This is a genomic window from Streptococcus mitis (genome assembly GCF_002860865.1).
Classification (GTDB): Bacteria; Bacillota; Bacilli; order Lactobacillales; family Streptococcaceae; genus Streptococcus; species Streptococcus mitis_AT.
The window spans coordinates 1-17,748 of record NZ_PKIE01000007.1; the positions used below are offsets into that span (position 1 = coordinate 1).

13 protein-coding genes and 1 pseudogene are annotated in these 17,748 nt (G+C 39.5%); 4 read left to right on the plus strand and 10 right to left on the minus strand.

The features are described from left to right. Positions 1-422: 422 nt before the first annotated feature. From CYK18_RS11140 to CYK18_RS08835, 8 genes and pseudogenes are all read right to left on the minus strand, one after another. Positions 423-878: pseudogene (locus CYK18_RS11140) on the minus strand (transposase); the annotation flags it as partial. A 138-nt stretch (positions 879-1,016) separates the two neighbouring features. Beyond that, positions 1,017-2,195 (minus strand): ryptide export MFS transporter, encoded by a 1,179-nt coding sequence (locus CYK18_RS08800; RefSeq protein WP_101786193.1) that lies wholly within the window; start codon positions 2,193-2,195, stop codon positions 1,017-1,019. A gap of 211 nt (positions 2,196-2,406) precedes the next feature. Further along, positions 2,407-3,984: an ATP-binding cassette domain-containing protein gene (locus CYK18_RS08805; RefSeq protein ID WP_101786195.1), complete on the minus strand. Its 1,578-nt coding sequence runs from the start codon at positions 3,982-3,984 to the stop codon at positions 2,407-2,409. A gap of 357 nt (positions 3,985-4,341) precedes the next feature. Continuing rightward, positions 4,342-5,205: a helix-turn-helix domain-containing protein gene (locus CYK18_RS08810; protein WP_000713268.1), complete on the minus strand. Its 864-nt coding sequence runs from the start codon at positions 5,203-5,205 to the stop codon at positions 4,342-4,344. A 513-nt stretch (positions 5,206-5,718) separates the two neighbouring features. Continuing rightward, positions 5,719-6,423: an MIP/aquaporin family protein gene (locus CYK18_RS08820; protein ID WP_101786198.1), complete on the minus strand. Its 705-nt coding sequence runs from the start codon at positions 6,421-6,423 to the stop codon at positions 5,719-5,721. A 69-nt stretch (positions 6,424-6,492) separates the two neighbouring features. Further along, positions 6,493-8,319 carry a type 1 glycerol-3-phosphate oxidase gene (glpO, locus tag CYK18_RS08825; RefSeq protein ID WP_101786200.1) on the minus strand — a complete coding sequence of 609 codons (1,827 nt, stop codon included), beginning with the start codon at positions 8,317-8,319 and terminating at the stop codon, positions 6,493-6,495. Between the two features lie 41 nt (positions 8,320-8,360). Continuing rightward, positions 8,361-9,869, minus strand: coding sequence for a glycerol kinase GlpK (gene glpK, locus CYK18_RS08830; RefSeq protein WP_101786203.1), 1,509 nt, complete (start codon positions 9,867-9,869; stop codon positions 8,361-8,363). Between the two features lie 158 nt (positions 9,870-10,027). Further along, positions 10,028-11,455, minus strand: coding sequence for an AcpB/EbpR/MafR family transcriptional regulator (locus tag CYK18_RS08835; protein ID WP_101786205.1), 1,428 nt, complete (start codon positions 11,453-11,455; stop codon positions 10,028-10,030). Between the two features lie 164 nt (positions 11,456-11,619). On the opposite strand from CYK18_RS08835, the gene hslO reads away from it, so the two are divergent. The 3 genes from hslO to CYK18_RS08850 are packed head-to-tail and all read left to right on the plus strand — an operon-like array spanning position 11,620 to position 14,012. Then, entirely contained in the window at positions 11,620-12,492 is an 873-nt protein-coding gene (hslO, locus tag CYK18_RS08840; RefSeq protein ID WP_000357854.1) for an Hsp33 family molecular chaperone HslO, read from the plus strand. Next, entirely contained in the window at positions 12,479-13,459 is a 981-nt protein-coding gene (dusB, locus tag CYK18_RS08845) for a tRNA dihydrouridine synthase DusB (protein WP_033678731.1), read from the plus strand. Before hslO ends, dusB begins: the two co-directional genes overlap by 14 nt. Before the next feature lies 1 nt (position 13,460). Beyond that, positions 13,461-14,012 (plus strand): cysteine hydrolase family protein, encoded by a 552-nt coding sequence (locus CYK18_RS08850; RefSeq protein ID WP_101786207.1) that lies wholly within the window; start codon positions 13,461-13,463, stop codon positions 14,010-14,012. 70 nt (positions 14,013-14,082) lie between these two features. On the opposite strand, the gene CYK18_RS08855 is transcribed toward CYK18_RS08850, so the two are convergent. Further along, positions 14,083-14,736, minus strand: coding sequence for a hypothetical protein (locus CYK18_RS08855; RefSeq protein ID WP_101786209.1), 654 nt, complete (start codon positions 14,734-14,736; stop codon positions 14,083-14,085). A gap of 310 nt (positions 14,737-15,046) precedes the next feature. On the opposite strand from CYK18_RS08855, the gene CYK18_RS11145 reads away from it, so the two are divergent. Further along, positions 15,047-15,244, plus strand: coding sequence for a hypothetical protein (locus CYK18_RS11145; protein ID WP_239683522.1), 198 nt, complete (start codon positions 15,047-15,049; stop codon positions 15,242-15,244). 71 nt (positions 15,245-15,315) lie between these two features. On the opposite strand, the gene CYK18_RS08865 is transcribed toward CYK18_RS11145, so the two are convergent. Beyond that, positions 15,316-17,748 (minus strand): ATP-dependent Clp protease ATP-binding subunit, encoded by a 2,433-nt coding sequence (locus CYK18_RS08865; RefSeq protein WP_101782406.1) that lies wholly within the window; start codon positions 17,746-17,748, stop codon positions 15,316-15,318.

Sequence of the window (17,748 nt, forward strand, 5' to 3'; positions counted from 1 at the left end):
CTCTGAATACTATTATTCAAGTGGGCTTTTATTTGTTTTATCATGGGAAATCCCTCCTTAACTATAAGTTTATCACATAAAAAAGAAACCCAAATACAGAATTGTATTTGAATTTCTTAACTTAATGACATTGACCCGTCAAACTCCTTTTTTCTTTTTCTCATATCATGATTTATCTTTTTAGGATTAGTTCCTATCATATTACCAAGAATAGTTAACTTTATTCATTATATCATAATTTAAAAACTATAAATACTTCTATTATCTAATTTCTTAAAATAAAAAATTCAAATAACTCTTAAAACTGAATTCCAATAATGAGACAAAATTATTCACACAATAAATAAAATTCAAGAACAAAAAATTGATGAAGGAAACGGTAAAGGATTCTGACTTTCTAGCTGTAAAGCTTCGACTCTTTCCTCTAACTCTTTTAGGTAAGCTACCTCAGTACGTAAGCGTTCATTCTCCTCCTTAAATCGTTCTAATTCTGTCATTTCTTCACAAGTTTTCTTCTGTTTACGTCCCATTTTAGCTAACCTTCCTCTTGTTTTCTCAGCAATAGTATACCTGTTTTTCCTGTATTGTGCCAGCCAATTTGGAAGCATTCCTTGGTTTGGGAGGGCATAATCAAGACTAACACTTCCTTGCGAACGACCTTCAAGAAGAACTTTATCAATCATTTTTTGTTTTAATTCTGGAGAATAATCGCGATTCTGCCCTTTCTTGACAATTTCAATCCCATAACGATCAAAACAAACTAAACATGTATGTTAGTTTAGAAATACCTACTCCAAATATAGTTGAAAGTTGCTTTAAGCTGATTCCTTGTTTTTTAGTTCATGGATTTGAACTTTCTCTTCATAATTCAATTTCATAATAAAACGCACAATATCAAGTTTTTTTGTACTGACCCCAAAAAGTTAGACAGAAAAAATCTAACTTTTGGGGTGCAGTTCATTTCAACACCTGATACTATGCGCTTTTCTGACTTTAAATACTTTTTAACCAGTCTCTCATTTAAAATAATCTCGTCTGATATAAATTAAAATAGCTTCTATCATCAGACAAATTGCTGATAGCCAAAAACTGATGCTAATACCAAAATTTTCAGTAATATAGCTCATTAGCAAAACAAATACTGAAAATGCTAGTGTCGAAATCACTTCAAGAACGGAATAGACATTAACCAAGTTATTTTCCTCTACTGTTTCCTGAAGAAATACACTTTCAGGAACTTCTTTTAGTTGCGATAACATACCGACTAAAGCTGAAAATACTAAAAACATCTGTGCATTTGGAAAATATAGAATAGTCAGTGTCACTATTGCCATGGCTACAAGAGAAAAAAGAATACTTTCCCATTTAGCAGCGAGGAACTTTTCAGATAGCCTAAAAGCAATTAAGCCACTAATTATAATACCAATAGAGTATGCTGTATTAGAATATCCCCAGTAACTTTCCGTTTCATTTAATAACTCAGTTACAAAGACAAGTATGATAGACGAAACCCAAATCGTATTTGAAAAAATTTCCAATAAATTTGCTGATACAAAAAGTCTTAATCTAGGATCTCTAGCAACTAACTTCCAACCTTTGAGCAAAATTTCAAGATTAGTTTCTGACTCTAACACCTCCACTTCAGCCTTAGGAAGAAATAACATCAGAAAGCTAGAAATTATATACAAGATTAAAATAATAAACGTGGTAGGCAACAGCCCAATTGTTGCAAATAAGAGTCCACCTAACCCCCACCCTACCAATTGAACAGCTTCACCACTCATTGATAAGGCTGAATTAGCCTTACCCAAATCGGTCGCATAGCGTGGCACAATAGCATAGGAAACAGGTGCTGCAAAACCATCTAATATTGAAATTGCAACAACAAATAGATAGGTTACCAAAGGCGCTACTGATTGCATTACGGTAAACATTCCTACCAGTATCGTTAATAATATAGTCTTTCCAAATTGGGATAAAGATAAAACCCTATTTAGTGCTAACCTTTTAGTAACTAAAGGAACTAAGAGACTCGCAACAAAAGAGGATATCCCTATTAAAATGGGAACTAGTGATGTGGCAATTACTGATTTTGAAATAATGTATATGTTAGCAATGATGGTTACTCTAAAGAAAATATCTGCTAAATTTGCAAACAATTGAGATACTAACAATTTGATAAATGAATTAGACATATAGCGCTCCTATAACATAAAAATATTTAACTGATAAATGGTATAGTAGACTTTGTTTGATAACTATTTGACACAAGATTAGGTGGTCAGAAATTGAATTTTTAACATTCCAACTTAGCCATAGTTTTTAGGTTTCACATCTTTAAATCAGCTAAAACAATCCATACTATAGCATATATATTATAGCCGACAAGATGCCGAACAAGTCTATTTATTTTATTCTATATTTTCCCAAATCAATTACTTGATTATAAACCGTTTCTGAATCAATATGATGAGCAACTTCAATCAAAATGATAGGCAACTGCAAAAGTAACTGGCGCACTTGATATGCATTGTCCTTGTCTAAGGATGATGTAACCTCATCCGCCAACACAATGTCTTTTTGTCGAAGCAGACAGCGAACTAATTCAAGTCGTAAACGTTGTCCACCTGAAATGTTTTCTCCATTATTTATCAGTTGATAATCCAAGATATTGGTGATTTCATTCGTTAAGCCAACTTGTTCTAGGCAACAGAGTAATTCTTTATCTGAAATCTCCTGTCCTAATGTTAAATTTTCTCGGATTGTCCCATGTATGAAAAATGGATTCTGAGAGATATAAGCGACATTCCCTTGATAATGAGTAAATTCTCGACCTGATTTATCACGTACGATAATTCTACCACTATTCGGACTTATCTTTCCTGCTACCAACTGTAGGAGAGTTGACTTTCCGGTACCACTAGCTCCCTTTATTAAAACTTTACTTGGCTTAGTTAATCTAAGTGACAAATCATAAAAGAGCACTTGCTCTCCAACCTGTTTTGAAACGCCCTCCAAAACTAGCTCAGCTAAAGATTCGACTGTCGGATATGATGTTTCTAAACAAGATTCTTCCAATAATGAAAATATTTTTTCTTTCACTGTTTGCGATCGCTGTATATCAGATATGCTATACATAATTCTTTGAATAGGTCCGCTAAGATTCATTGTAGCTATATACATAGAGACCAAACTAGCTGTTGTTAACTCTATACCGCTCTTTTGTAATAAAAGACCAAGTGCAAGAGGTAGTACCTGACTAAGGAATTCTAAAGGACCATTGAAAAAATAAACGACATTGCTAGTCCATTCATTTTTCCAACGAGCATTCTCGTAACACTCGTTGTTTTTTCTCATCTTAGCAAAGTTTTCTTTACTAGCGCCATAAAAATATATCGTATCTGCTCCCTTAAAAAAATCTCCTACAGATAGATGAAAAGCTTTTTGCATTTCCGAAAAATTTGCACCACTTTTCATTAAACGATTATTCATTACCCATTGAGGTAATGGTCGAAGAAAAGAGAACACAATAAAAACAATACCAAGCCAAAAATTTTGCACCAAAATAAAAACAATCGTTGTACAAAGTATAAAAACTCTTCCAACTATCATATCCAGGGGTAAAAAGAAGCGATTATAGAGCAGTTCCATATCTTGTGTAACAATTGAAACTTTTTCATCATATACAACATTTTCTTTCAAAAATAGTTTCTTAATAAGCTGATCTTTTAACCGAATTTGCATATGACGCTGCAGATTATTACTGACAAAATTTGCTAGCAACATCGTGCTATAAAAAAACAGGTGTAAACACAGGCCATATAAAACAAAGTATGAAATTGTACCAATTGTAAGTTGCTCTTCGCGAATATTCAATAGCTTATCCAATAACAATGGCTTTATTAGAGCCATCCCACTATTCAAAAGCACTCCTATTAAAAAATAGATAAAAATATTAGTTTTAATGTATTTTAGAAATTTCATAAATAAGCCTATCTAAAAGAAAGCGAATAGATATAAAAGCCTCAGTCTAAAAGTTATAAACAAATTAACTCCAACTGAGACTATACAATAATTTAATTAACCTATATATGATGCTGTTTATTAAGAGTGATTATTTTTACTATTGAAAAATAATTCTCCTGTTTCACTTTTCTTTCTTAAAATATATGGAGATAGAACTTGCATATTAAATACCTCAAAATTCATAATTATGGTGACAACTTCGAAAAATCCTATCGCTCAAATACAATGAACTGATAAAACAACCGTAATTGAAATTTCTAAAGACAATTCTACCAAAATATTATTTCGAGATACTTCCTTTCCCATATCTGCGTATTACTTTTTACTTGCTAAAATTTTTTCTAAGTGCCTTTCATAATTCTTTGCCAAATGGTTACTTCCCGCTAATTTCATTGCTCCAATACACTTCCTCATTTCAATAATTGCTTTACAATCCATCTCTTTTTTATAGCGATATAGATATTGGGCATACTGAAATACCAATCGCTCATAAATTTCAGTTTCAGTGAAAAAGCATTGGTTTAGTCGTTTTTCAAAATACAAAGCATCAAGAAATTTTCCTCTTTCAATACATGTGATATACCCGTTCAATAGCATAGATGAAATCAGTCGTCTATTATTAGGAATTTCTTTATAAAAATCAGAACGTCTAGACATCTCTCTAGCCAAAAGCATGAAGACATCGTGTTTTAGGACATCTAAAGTATTTGAAAAAATCAATAATTCATAGTATCCCCAATATTCAACACTAAAGAGATAGTCAGTTAAATAAGATAAATCATCACCAGAATAATAAGCTTCTCCAGATAAATCTTGTAAACGAATTTTTAATAAAATAATGTTAAGCTTATGAAATTTCTCTTGTTTAGAATCTGACTCCATCTGAGAATAAAGTAGTTTTTTCAACCCATCAACATCATGATTTGATACAAAATGCCTAACCTTTGATAAGAGTTCGTTCAGTTCATCACGATGAAAATCATGAACAGCATACATAAATTCATCAATAGGCATGTTAATTTCATCCAAAATAGCCATAAATTTTGAAATGGTTAAATCAGTCTCTCCCTTTTCAAAACGTGAGAGCTGTGATGTTGATATACCAGCTTTTTCGACATCTTTTAAGCGAAACCCTCTCGATTCTCGAAACTTTTTAAAAATTTCTCCAAATTTTTTCATAGCATCTCTCCAATAAGCATATATGGGAATAGTTTTTAATTTTTAATATTTTAGCATAAAATAGAAGAAAATAAAAGTGAGGTATTTCACATGAAAAAACAAAAACTATTGCCTTTATTATTCCTAATTTTAGGAGGAATTATGATTATCGTTGTTGGCTAGTACTAAGAAGTTAGTTAGTAGAATACTTACATCTTCAATCGAAAAAGAGACTGGAGAAAAAAACTTAACGATAAGAAAAGCGCATAATATCAGGTATTGAAAAACTTGATACTATGCGTTTTATTGTGAGAAGATTTACTTTATTTTTTGCTGAAATTGGGTTTTTGCCTAAGCTCTATCAACATAATTGTTTTCTAATACTCTTCGAAAATCAAATTCAAACCGCGTCAACGTCGCCTTGCCGTATATATGTGACTGACTTCGTCAGTCTTATCTGCAACCTCAAAACATTGTTTTGAGCAACCTGCGGCTAATTTCCTAGTTTGCTCTTTGATTTTCATTGAGTATAAACTAGAAAAGCGAGAATACAAGCACGGCCAAGGCTGCACCGATAACAGGTCCCACAACAGGAATCCAGGCATAAGACCAGTCTCCGTCTCCCTTGTTTGAAATTGGAAGAAGGCTGTGTATGATACGAGGTCCAAGGTCACGGGCTGGGTTCAAGGCATAGCCTGTTGTTCCACCTAGTGATAGACCGATACCGACAATCAAGGTACCCACTGCAAAGGTTCCAATACCTGCCTGAAAATCGTAAAGACCCAAAGCAAAGATTGTTAATACCAATACAAAAGTTCCTAGGATTTCACTAATCAAGTTTGATACAGTATCTTTGATAGCTGGTCCTGTGCTGAAAGTAGCCAAAATATTTCCTGCATTTTCTTCTGCCTCATAATGCGGCTTGAATTGCAACCAAACCAAAATCTGACCGAGCATAGCCCCTGCGAACTGGGCTAAGATATAAGGCAAAACGGAAGCCCAAGGTAAGTCACCTTTTAAAGCCACACCAATTGTCACAGCTGGATTTAAATGAGCTGGACTGAGCTTGCCAGATACAAAGACTGCAACCGCAACTGCAATCCCCCAACCCATGGTAATCACAATCCAACCTGCATTGTTGCTCTTGGTTTTTGGAAGAACTACACCTGCTACAACACCATTTCCTAGAAGAATCAGGATTAAAGTCCCTAGAAATTCTCCAAATAATTCATTCATCATCTTTCTGTCTCCATTAAAAAGAAGGGGCGGGCGGCAAGGAGTCCTGCCCGCCACCTCTTTTATTTTTTCTTAATTTTTTAATTCTGCTAAATCGTTGTTAGCAAGAGCTAATTCGACATCAGCACGGTAAGCTGCTTTTTCATCTTCTGTCCATTCATAGAATCGTCCCATTTCATCCAAAACTGGCTCTACGATGCTATCCAAACTATCACGCATAAAGAGCATATGATTGGTACGACGAAGAAGGAAGTCAACTGGGCTCAGAGCCAACTCATTGCGCATTGCATAGTGAAGTGACAATGTATCTGCCAAGCTGAGTCCTGGTGCTTGTTCCAAACTATGAGCAAGGGCAAAGACTTTCGGTGCATTTGAACCGTAAAGATTTGCTAGGTAATGAGCTTCCTTGCTATCCAAACCACGTGACACTCCAAGTTGCGCAAAGGCTTCGATTTCTGAGTCTACATTTGCTGGGTTCAATTCCCCACCTGAAACAGGGTATGTCTTAGAGTTGATGAGTTTAAAGCTGCGGTCAAATTCTGCTTTGAGGATGTCAACCACGCGCTCCATAGCTCCTTCAGCCATCTTACGGTAGTCTGTGATTTTACCACCAGCAAGGGTCAAGAGACCATTATCATCTCGGTCCAAGCTCGAACCACGAGAAACTGCAGATGGGTCCAAATGTTTCTCAGAGGTACTGCTTTCAAGCTTGCTGACAGCAGACTCAACATCTTCACGCGTTTTTTCCTTAGAGAGATAAGATTCAACAGTTGCAATCAAGTTGTTAAAGCTTTCATCACTGATGGTTCCGTTATTTCCTCCATTGTAGTCAGAAGCGCTATTGCCTGCGATCAATGGACGAAGACCTGCCCAGCTGCTTTCAATATCATCAATGGTGATGTTGGCTTCTGGGAAGCGGTTGTTGACAATACCAAGTAGATAATCTACATCTTCCTGAGTCACTTTTGGATGTTCCAAATCACCTGTGTAGTCTGTATCAGTTGTACCGAAGTAAGTCTTGTTTTCACGTGGGAGAACAAAGACCATACGGCCATCACCCAAACCTGTGTCAAAGTAAACTGGCTGTGACACCTTGATCTTGCTTGAATCCACTACCAAGTGAACTCCCTTAGTTGGACGCATTTGTGAGAATTGTGTTCCCTTATTAGACAAATTGCGCACCTTGTCACTCCAAGGACCTGTCGTATTGATAACCAGACGAGCCTTGATTTCAAAGACTTGGTCTGTCAAGAGATCACGAGCTACCACACCTGTAATCTTGCCACTTTCATCAAATAGGAAACCTTCTGCCTTCACGTGGTTGGCAATGAGGGCACCGTCTTGGTTAGCACGTTTGATATTTTCAATCACGAGACGCGCATCGTTGTTACGGAAATCAAGGTAAACCCCGCCTCCTACCAAGCCTTCTTTCTTCAAGTTTGGCTGGCGTTCCAAGACTTCTTCCTTGCTCAAGACCTTATTAGCAGCTGGCGTATTATTAACTCCTGCCAAAAGATCGTACAAGTCCATAGCTACTTTAAGACGGAAAAGGCTAAAAGTGGCTCCATCTTCGTCGTAAACTGGCAAGAGCATTGGGTCTGGTTTTGGAATATGTGGAGCAATTTGTTGAACTACTGCACGTTCTGAAACCGTATCTGACACCACTTCTACGTCGAATTGTTTGAGGTAACGAAGACCTCCGTGAACCAATTTTGTTGAACGGCTAGATGTTCCTTCTGCGAAGTCCTGCATTTCAATCAAACCAGTATCTAGACCACTAGCTGCCGCCTGCAAGGCTACACCAGCACCTGTGATTCCTCCACCGATAATCAAGAGGTCCAAGGTACGTTCTTGCATTTTTTTAATTGATAATTCACGTGTTTTCTTTGAAAATTCCATATTTACACACTTTCTAACTAAGTCGCTCTATTCTTCCAATATTAGTCGTCGATTTCCGCAAAAACTTGGGTTGCTTTTACAGCTTTCTTCCAGCCCTTGTAGAGTTGTTCCTTGCGAGATTCGTTCATAGATGGTTCAAAGAGCTCTCCTGTCTCGTTCAAGAGTTTCAACTCATCCAAGTCTTTCCAATAGCCCACTGACAAACCTGCTAGGAAGGCTGCACCTAGAGCTGTTGTTTCCAAGTTTTTGGCGCGTGCGATGTCAATTCCCAAAATATCAGCTTGGAACTGCATGAGGAAATTGTTCATGGCTGCACCACCATCTACTTTCAAGACTTGGATAGCTGTCTGCGCATCCACTTGCATGGTGTCGATGATGTCACGCACTTGATAAGCGATAGATTGCAAAGTCGCCTTGATAAAGTCTTCTTTACTTGTTCCACGAGTTAAGCCAAAGACAGAACCACGAGCGTTTTGATTCCAGTATGGAGCTCCTAGACCTGTAAAGGCTGGAACGACATAAACTTCATCGTTGTTGTGAGAATCACGGGCATATTTTTCAGATTCTGGTGAATTTTCAACCATGCGAAGACCGTCACGAAGCCACTGAATGGCACTTCCTGCGATGAAGATTGAACCTTCCAAGGCATAGTAAACCTTGCCATTGATTCCGTAACCGATCGTTGTCAAGAGGTTATTTTCAGACAACTGCATTTCTTCACCAGTATTCATGATGATGAAAGAACCTGTTCCATAAGTATTCTTGACCATACCTGGTTCAAAGGCCAACTGTCCAAAGAGGGCTGCCTGTTGGTCCCCAGCCATACCTGAGATTGGCACTTCTCCACCGTAGAAATGGAATGGCGCTGTCTTACCGTAGATTTCAGAGTTAGAACGAACTTCTGGCAACATAGCCTTAGGAATGTTGAGAATTTCCAAAATTTCATCATCCCATTTAAGTTCTTTAATATTGTAGAGCATAGTTCGGGCTGCATTTGAATAATCCGTTACATGAGATGCACCGTCTGTCAATTTCCAAACCAACCAAGTATCAATGGTACCAAAGAGCAATTCTCCTTTTTCTGCTCGCTCTTGAGCGCCTTCTACATGGTCCAAAATCCAACGAACCTTGGTAGCAGAGAAGTAAGCATCGATGATCAAACCAGTTTTTTCATGGAATTTTTCCACATAACCTTGGCTTTTTAGTTGTTCAGCCAAAGGTGCTGTCTGGCGTGACTGCCAAACAATTGCGTTGTAGATAGGAAGGCCTGTTTTCTTATCCCAGACGACAGTTGTTTCACGCTGGTTGGTAATCCCTATTGCTTCGATTTGATTTGGCTTGACACCACTTTCGATGAAAGCACCCGCAATAACTGACTGAACAGAGTTCCAAATTTCATTGGCATTGTGCTCTACCCAACCAGCTTGAGGGAAAATCTGAGTAAACTCTTTTTGACTCGAGCTAACTTTTTCTCCTTTTTTGTTGAAAATAATGGCACGAGAACTTGTAGTTCCCTGGTCAATGGCCATGATGTATTTTTCTTGTGACATGTGCTGTCCTCCTGATAATGTTCTTGAGGATGTCTCCTCTTTACACTAACTAGTATACAAAATAAAGCGCTTTCTCGTTCATCAACTTTTTTTAATTTTTTAAAAAATGTGAGGAGATTGTGTGAATTTCACAAAAAGGCCTGGGTTAACCAAGCCTTTTAGGTAAATAATAACTGACGAATCCCTGCCAAATCTTCCATATCCAAGTCGTTTTTTAAATAATAGACTGGGGTCTGTTCCTTCTTATGAATCGGGTTATTGGTAACCAGCAAATCATAATGCCGAGTTCGGTCATAGGCTTCAATGGTGATAAAACGATTGTATTCCAAATACCGTTTTAAAATAGCTGCCATCCTTGAAAAGACAAGAAAACCAGATGTCAAATCCAGACCAATCCGCATATGTTGGCCACCGTTTTCAGCCATATATTCGATTAACTGGAGCCATTCCCAGAGAATTTTCTTATCCAAATCCGTTCCTTGCTGAAAGGCAGGCAAGGCATGAAAAATCTCCTCTGCCGTTCCCTTAAAATCATGTTCCATGAGTAAATATGGATGACGATTCTCTAACTGGTACTTGTAGCGATCCTGTAAGATATAGCCCTTGTATAGATAGACTTGAGCACAAAGCTGACTGAGTTCGTAGGTAACGTGATCCTCTGTATAATCCCCCAGCAACTCCTCCTTCTTCATTTCTTGAATCAATTGCGTCAGCAAATCTGCCAACTGCCCTCCAAAACCAAGAATATACTCCATAGTATGAAGAGGAAGAATACGATGAGATAGAAGGAAAGAGAAGAATATAATCATCTCCCCATCCTCAGTCCCTAGAGGAAGGTGTTGACCAGCAAAAAAGGACGGAGCCTTTCTCAACAAACGAAGGTAGAAAATATTGTCAAAATACCCTCGCATTTTCTCTTCTATCACTTGAAACTGACAGGCATTGACACGGAGACGTTGTTGACTGATATGAGCCCAGAGAACCAAGTCCAATTTCTGCCCCGAAGACAAACTCGCACCGCAGATTTCTTCTAGTGTAGCAATCTCCTGTTTTCTCTCTGGTTTCTGCATGTGACCTTCCCACTCCTGACTGGACCAGACCTTACGGAAAAGACAGAAATAGAAATAGCGAATCTGATGTTCTGGGCCTCGCCAACGGCCATTTTGGATGGATAAGTCAAATTCTGACAAAATCTGATTTAAACCAGCCAAGTGGCGGCCAAGCGTCGCCTCACTAATCATCAATTCTTGAGCCAGCTGATGGGCTAAAAACTGTTGGTGGTAGAGAAGATAAACAAGAATCTGGTATTTAACAGCATTCTCCAAAAACAAGCTCCGAATATCTCTCCCCTTGGTAGCTGGACCGATAGACAGACGCAGATTTTCATCTTCTAAGTGAATAGTCAGCTCTAAGCCACTATCCAAAGCCTTGTCATTGAGCAGGGTGACATATTTGGTTAGAGTTGCTTTTGAAAATCCTGTTTCCTCCATTACAGCCTTGACAATCGTCTGAGACTCTTGTAATAGAAAGGAAAGGATTGAAAATTGGCCAGATTCGGCCTTTTCCATCAAATCTCCTAAATACATTTGTTACCCCTTTCATTTTCTACCTTAAGCATAGCATAAATCTTACAAATGCTGAAATAATCTGTTTCTCTTTTTATTTTCATGCTGATTTCCTAGTCCATTATCCTGAAAATCAACAAACACACGGCTCCACCTTTGGGCATTTTTATGCTAAAATAGTAGCTATGGATAAAATTATTAAAACTATATCAGAAAGCGGAGCCTTTCGTGCTTTTGTCCTTGATAGCACAGAAACCGTCCGTACTGCTCAAGAAAAACACCAAACCCAAGCTAGCTCAACTGTAGCGCTTGGTCGAACTCTTATCGCCAGCCAGATTCTCGCAGCCAATGAAAAAGGGAATACCAAACTAACAGTTAAGGTACTGGGCTCTAGCTCTCTAGGTGCTATCATCACCGTTGCTGATACCAAAGGGAACGTCAAAGGCTACGTTCAAAATCCTGGTGTTGACATCAAAAAGACTGCAACTGGTGAAGTTCTAGTTGGACCTTTTGTTGGAAATGGTCAATTCCTCGTTATCACAGACTACGGTACTGGAAATCCTTACAACTCTATGACTCCCCTTATCTCTGGGGAAATTGGTGAAGACCTTGCCTTTTACCTGACTGAAAGCCAACAAACGCCTTCAGCAGTCGGTCTCAATGTCCTTTTAGACGAGGAAGACAAGGTCAAGGTTGCAGGTGGTTTCCTAGTCCAAGTCTTACCAGGAGCCAAGGAAGAAGAGATTGCCCGTTTTGAGAAACGCATCCAAGAAATGCCAGCTATCTCAACTCTTCTCGAAAGTGAAGACCATATCGAAGCCCTTCTCAAGGCTATCTACGGGGACGAGGCCTACAAGCGTCTTTCTGAAGAAGAAATTCGTTTCCAATGTGACTGTAGTCATGAACGCTTTATGAACGCTCTTGCCAGCCTTCCAAGCTCAGACTTACAGGAAATGAAAGAGGAAGACCACGGGGCAGAAATCACTTGTCAATTCTGCCAAACTACTTACAACTTTGATGAAAACGACCTGGAGGAACTCATTCGTGACAAATCTTAATACACCCTTTATGATTGGCAATGTTGAGATTCCCAATCGTACCGTTTTAGCGCCTATGGCTGGCGTGACAAACTCAGCCTTTCGTACTATTGCAAAAGAGCTCGGAGCTGGACTCGTTGTCATGGAAATGGTCTCTGACAAGGGAATCCAATACAACAACGAAAAAACCCTGCACATGCTTCATATCGACGAAGGCGAAAACCCTGTCTCTATCCAACTATTTGGTAGTGACGAAGACAGCCTAGCACGCGCAGCAGAATTCATCCAAGAAAACACCAAAACCGATATCGTGGATATCAACATGGGCTGCCCAGTTAACAAAATCGTGAAGAACGAAGCTGGCGCTATGTGGCTCAAGGATCCAGATAAGATTTACTCTATCATCAACAAGGTCCAGTCTGTCCTTGATATTCCACTTACTGTCAAGATGCGTACCGGCTGGGCCGACCCATCTCTGGCAGTTGAAAATGCCCTCGCTGCTGAAGCTGCAGGCGTTTCTGCCCTCGCCATGCATGGCCGTACCCGCGAACAAATGTATACAGGTCATGCAGACCTTGAGACCTTACACGACGTAGCTCAAGCTTTGACCAAGATTCCATTTATCGCCAACGGTGATATCCGTACTGTCCAAGAAGCCAAACAACGCATCGAAGAAGTCGGTGCTGATGCAGTCATGATCGGCCGCGCTGCCATGGGAAATCCTTACCTCTTCAACCAAATCAACCATTACTTTGAAACAGGAGAAATCCTACCTGATTTGACCTTTGAGGACAAGATGAAAATCGCCTACGAACATTTGAAACGCTTGATTAACCTCAAAGGAGAAAACGTAGCAGTTCGTGAGTTCCGTGGCCTCGCTCCTCACTACCTCCGTGGAACATCTGGCGCTGCCAAACTCCGTGGAGCCATTTCACAAGCTAGCACTCTGGCAGAGATTGAGGCTCTCTTGCAGTTGGATAAGGCTTAAAATGGTTCATACTGCTCTACTGATTATCGATATGCAAAAAGCATTTGATAACCCTATCTGGGGAGAACGGAACAACTCTCAAGCTGAACAACAAGCATTGAGGGTACTGGCATACTTTCGTAAACACGCTCTTCCAGTCTTACATGTTCAACACATATCTGACAATCCCCAGTCGCAATTTCATAACAAACAAAATCAGGAGTTTAAAAGTGGATTTGAACCAGTTGCTTCAGAACCTGTCTTTCAAAAAACGGTTAATAGTGCCTTTATTGGAACAAATCTTGAAACATATTTACGAAAAAATCAGATTTGTCATTTAGTCGTTGTTGGTTTGACGTTGCCTCATTGTGTGTCTACTACGACACGAATGGCAGCAAATCTTGGTTTTGAAGTCACTTTACTAGCAGATGCTACTGCCAGTTTTACCCTATCTAACAAAAACGGTCAGGCCATCTCTCCTGAGACTATCCATGAGATTAATCTCCTTTCTCTACAAGATGAATTTGCTCAAATTCTTACTACAGAAGAATTTTTAACCCAAGTACAAGTATAAAAGAATCCGTCGACTCTTATTTGAGCTGACGGATTTTCTTTGATTGTAAAAATTCAAATACTGAGAGCTATTATTGACTCAAAGCAACACTGGAAACCTTACCATCCGCTCCTGTTGTAATTTGGATGATTTTTCCTCCACCAATTTTGGCATTATACTTACCACCATCAAGAGTATAAGAGTAGCCTCTGATAGAGTAATTTTCTTTCTTTCCATCAGCAGATTCTACTGTAAATTGACCACCTGATGAAACTGTGATGGTTTCGCTATTTTCTCCCTTCCAGTTGCCAGCTGCTGCTGAGAAATCACCGTCTACCATGGTTAAAACACCCTTGTAGCGTTTATTTTGCTCTGCTTGTTTGTCTTGAAGTTTGCGGTCAGTTGTAGGATCATAGCTTGATTGGTTAGACTGGGTTTGAGGAGCCTGTTGATTAGACACCTCTTGACCTTGTCTTTGCTCTGGTGCAGGTGTTGCTGGTGATGATGTTGTAGTTGCTGCAGACTGGTCAGTAGACGCCTTGGCCTTTTCAGATGAAACTGAACTTGAGGACTTCTGAGTCTTGCTTTCTTTGCTAGCAGAAGCTGCTTTAGAACTTGATGATTGGCTTGTCTTAGCAGAACTGCTTGCTTGAGTTGTTTCCTTTTTATTTCCACAAGCTCCCAATAGCAAGGTAGAAGCCAATACAGTTGCTGCCATCAATTTGATATAGGTTTTCTTTTTCATTTTTCTACTCCTTTGTAATGTTTTAGAAATATAAAGAAATCTTTTTGTAATATAATTGTAACACTGCATTTTAAACATGTCAACAATTTATCTAAACTATTTTAAAAATCTTAAATACTTTAGATACATTTACTCCTCCTACTCTTCTATTCGTAATAAAATAGAAAAACAGGAGATTTTTCTATTAAAAATTTGAATTTGTTTTGTGTAATCGCTTAAAACTTTAAGTACAAAGGAATATAATAACATTGAAATAGAATATAGGAGGTGCATTCTTATGCTAAATAAGTATTATAAGTATCTTCCTTGAGTGATTTTGGGAGCTTTCTGTTCTTATCAGTCTGCAGTTCGCTACGCTCAGACTACATTTGATTTATTTTACCTAATAACCATTTTTATGATTGTAGATATAGCTTTATTGTACTTACATGAAACCTATTTAAAATATAAATACAAAGATTTATTCATTCGCATCATGAGCAATTCTAAGAAAAATAGCCATCCCTAAAACAGTCGCAACAGCAAAGCAAACTAATAAAGGCAAACAAAGAGGTCGGGAACTTTGTCCCGACCTCGTTTTTATGCAATATCAAATTTTAACTGGCCTGCTTTAACACCAATCTTAAGTGTGCTGCCTGCCTCTAATTCTCCCTTGAGAAGAAGCTCTGCCAACTTGTCTTCCACTTCTGTTTGCAATGTTCTGCGAAGTGGACGGGCTCCCATCTCTGGGTCATATCCTTGATTTGCCAACAATTTCAGTGCTGAAGCTTGTAATTTCAAGTCAATGCCTTTTTCAGCCAAACTTGCCACTAAAGGTTTGACCATAATCTTCACTACTTCCTGCATATGATCGCTAGACAGGCTATGGAAGACCACCTTTTCATCAATACGGTTAATAAATTCAGGTCTATAAGCCTTTTTCAACTCTTCAAACATGCGTTTTTCCATATTTTCCTGGTCAAAACGAATATCCTTAGCCCCAAAACCAACAGTCTTATCATCACGAAGGGCAGTCGCACCTAGGTTTGATGTCATGATGATAATGGTATTTGAAAAATCGACCTTGCGTCCCTTGCTATCTGTCAAGACACCGTCATCCAGAACCTGCAAGAGAACATTAAAGATATCTGGATGGGCCTTCTCTACCTCGTCAAAGAGGAGAACAGAGTATGGTTTGTTGCGAACCTTCTCGGTCAACTCCCCACCTTCTTCATAACCCACATAGCCCGGAGGAGCTCCGTTGAGACGACTGGCTGCAAATTTCTCCATATACTCACTCATATCAAAGCGGATAAGGGCTGATTCGTCATCAAAAAGAACTTCTGCTAGAGCCTTGGCTAATTCAGTTTTTCCGACACCTGTGGGTCCTAGGAACATAAAGGAACCAATCGGACGCTTGTGACTGCGAATCCCTGACTGATTGCGGCGAATGGCACGGCTAATGCTTGAAACTGCTTGATCTTGACCGATGACACGTTTGTGCAATTCAGCTTCCAGATTCAGGTATTTCTTAGCGTCAGTCTGAGTCAGTTTTTGGACTGGAATACCTGACAAGCGACTCAAGGTGGTCAAAATATCAGACTCTGTCACCAAGTCTTTATAGACAGGCACTTTCTCTTCTTTTGCGATTAGCTGGGCTGCCTGTTTCCACTTGCCATCCATCAAGGCCTTGTCAGCTGGACTCAAACCTGAATCGTCTGCTTTTACATGCTTTGCCTTATTTTGCACTGTTGCCGCTGCTTCATCCAAGAGGTCGATAGCAGAGTCTGGCAAGTGACGGCTAGTCAAGTAACGATGCGCCATCTTGACAGCTGTTTCGACCGCTTCATCTGTGATTTGCACACGGTGATGTTTCTCATAAGTCGCCTTCAAGCCTTGCAAAATGGCCATACTGTCGGCCACACTTGGCTCTTCAATCGTCACTTTGGCGAAACGACGAGAAAGGGCCGCATCTTTTTCGATGTGTTTTTGATATTCTTCCTGAGTGGTCGCACCAACCGTTCTCAAGGTTCCACGCGCCAAGGCTGGCTTCAAGATATTGGCCGCATCCAGAGTCGAATCAATCCCGCTCCCAGAACCCATGATAGTGTGAAGTTCATCGATAAAGAGGATGACTTGGCCATCTTCTTCAATATCCTTGATGATATTGTTCATGCGTTCTTCAAAGTCACCACGGAAGCGTGTCCCTGCAACGACATTCATCAAATCAAGCTCTAACACGCGCATCTTAGCCATTTCCACAGGCACATCACCACTAGCAATACGCTGGGCAAGACCAAGCGCCAGAGCTGTTTTCCCGACACCAGCATCCCCAACCAAGACAGGATTATTCTTTGTCTTCCTACTCAAGATTTGAATCATACGCGAGATTTCCTTGTCCCGACCGATGACTGGTTCTAACTTGCCAGAACGCGCTTGCTCTGTCAAATCATGCGTATAGTCCTCGAGACCACCACTCGGAGTCTGGGGCATGCCCATCATATTAGCCATAGAATTTTGCTTGTCAGCTACTGTACGATGACGTTGGCGTAAAGCCTTGAGGTCTTCACGAGTCCAACCTGCACGTTCTTCTAGATTTCGACGTAGGGCAGCAATCTTGACCTGATCTTTCTTGTCTTCATAAGAAAAACCAGCCCTCTCCAAGATACGAGTCGCCAAGGCATTTCCATCATGCAAAATCGCATAAAGGACGTGCTCTGTCCCTAGCACCTTAGCATGGACCACTGACGCCACATACTCTGCTTCATCAAAAAGGACCCGCAAACGATGGGAGAACGGCAATTCCGTATAGGTTTCATCCTTGCTATAGTCCGTTTCAGTCAGTTCCAAAGCGACTTCTTCTAAACGATCCATCTCATATGGATAATCATTTAAAGTCGCCCCTGCCACACTATAACTGTGATTGGACATGGCAATCAACAAGTGCCAAGACTCTAGGTAACGAGCTCCAAAATGGCCAGCCACCATGTAGGCACTTTCGATACATTCATTCAATGCTTTTGAATAGTTCAT

Bases quoted from the DNA above. Each gene is read 5' to 3' on its own strand.
- CYK18_RS08800 (WP_101786193.1), bottom strand. From the start codon at position 2,195: ATGTCTAATTCATTTATCAAATTGTTAGTATCTCAATTGTTTGCAAAT.
- CYK18_RS08805 (WP_101786195.1), bottom strand. From the start codon at position 3,984: ATGAAATTTCTAAAATACATTAAAACTAATATTTTTATCTATTTTTTA.
- CYK18_RS08810 (WP_000713268.1), bottom strand. From the start codon at position 5,205: ATGAAAAAATTTGGAGAAATTTTTAAAAAGTTTCGAGAATCGAGAGGG.
- CYK18_RS08820 (WP_101786198.1), bottom strand. From the start codon at position 6,423: ATGATGAATGAATTATTTGGAGAATTTCTAGGGACTTTAATCCTGATT.
- glpO (WP_101786200.1), bottom strand. From the start codon at position 8,319: ATGGAATTTTCAAAGAAAACACGTGAATTATCAATTAAAAAAATGCAA.
- glpK (WP_101786203.1), bottom strand. From the start codon at position 9,869: ATGTCACAAGAAAAATACATCATGGCCATTGACCAGGGAACTACAAGT.
- CYK18_RS08835 (WP_101786205.1), bottom strand. From the start codon at position 11,455: ATGTATTTAGGAGATTTGATGGAAAAGGCCGAATCTGGCCAATTTTCA.
- hslO (WP_000357854.1), top strand. From the start codon at position 11,620: ATGGATAAAATTATTAAAACTATATCAGAAAGCGGAGCCTTTCGTGCT.
- CYK18_RS08850 (WP_101786207.1), top strand. From the start codon at position 13,461: ATGGTTCATACTGCTCTACTGATTATCGATATGCAAAAAGCATTTGAT.
- CYK18_RS08855 (WP_101786209.1), bottom strand. From the start codon at position 14,736: ATGAAAAAGAAAACCTATATCAAATTGATGGCAGCAACTGTATTGGCT.
- CYK18_RS08865 (WP_101782406.1), bottom strand. From the start codon at position 17,748: ATGAACTATTCAAAAGCATTGAATGAATGTATCGAAAGTGCCTACATG.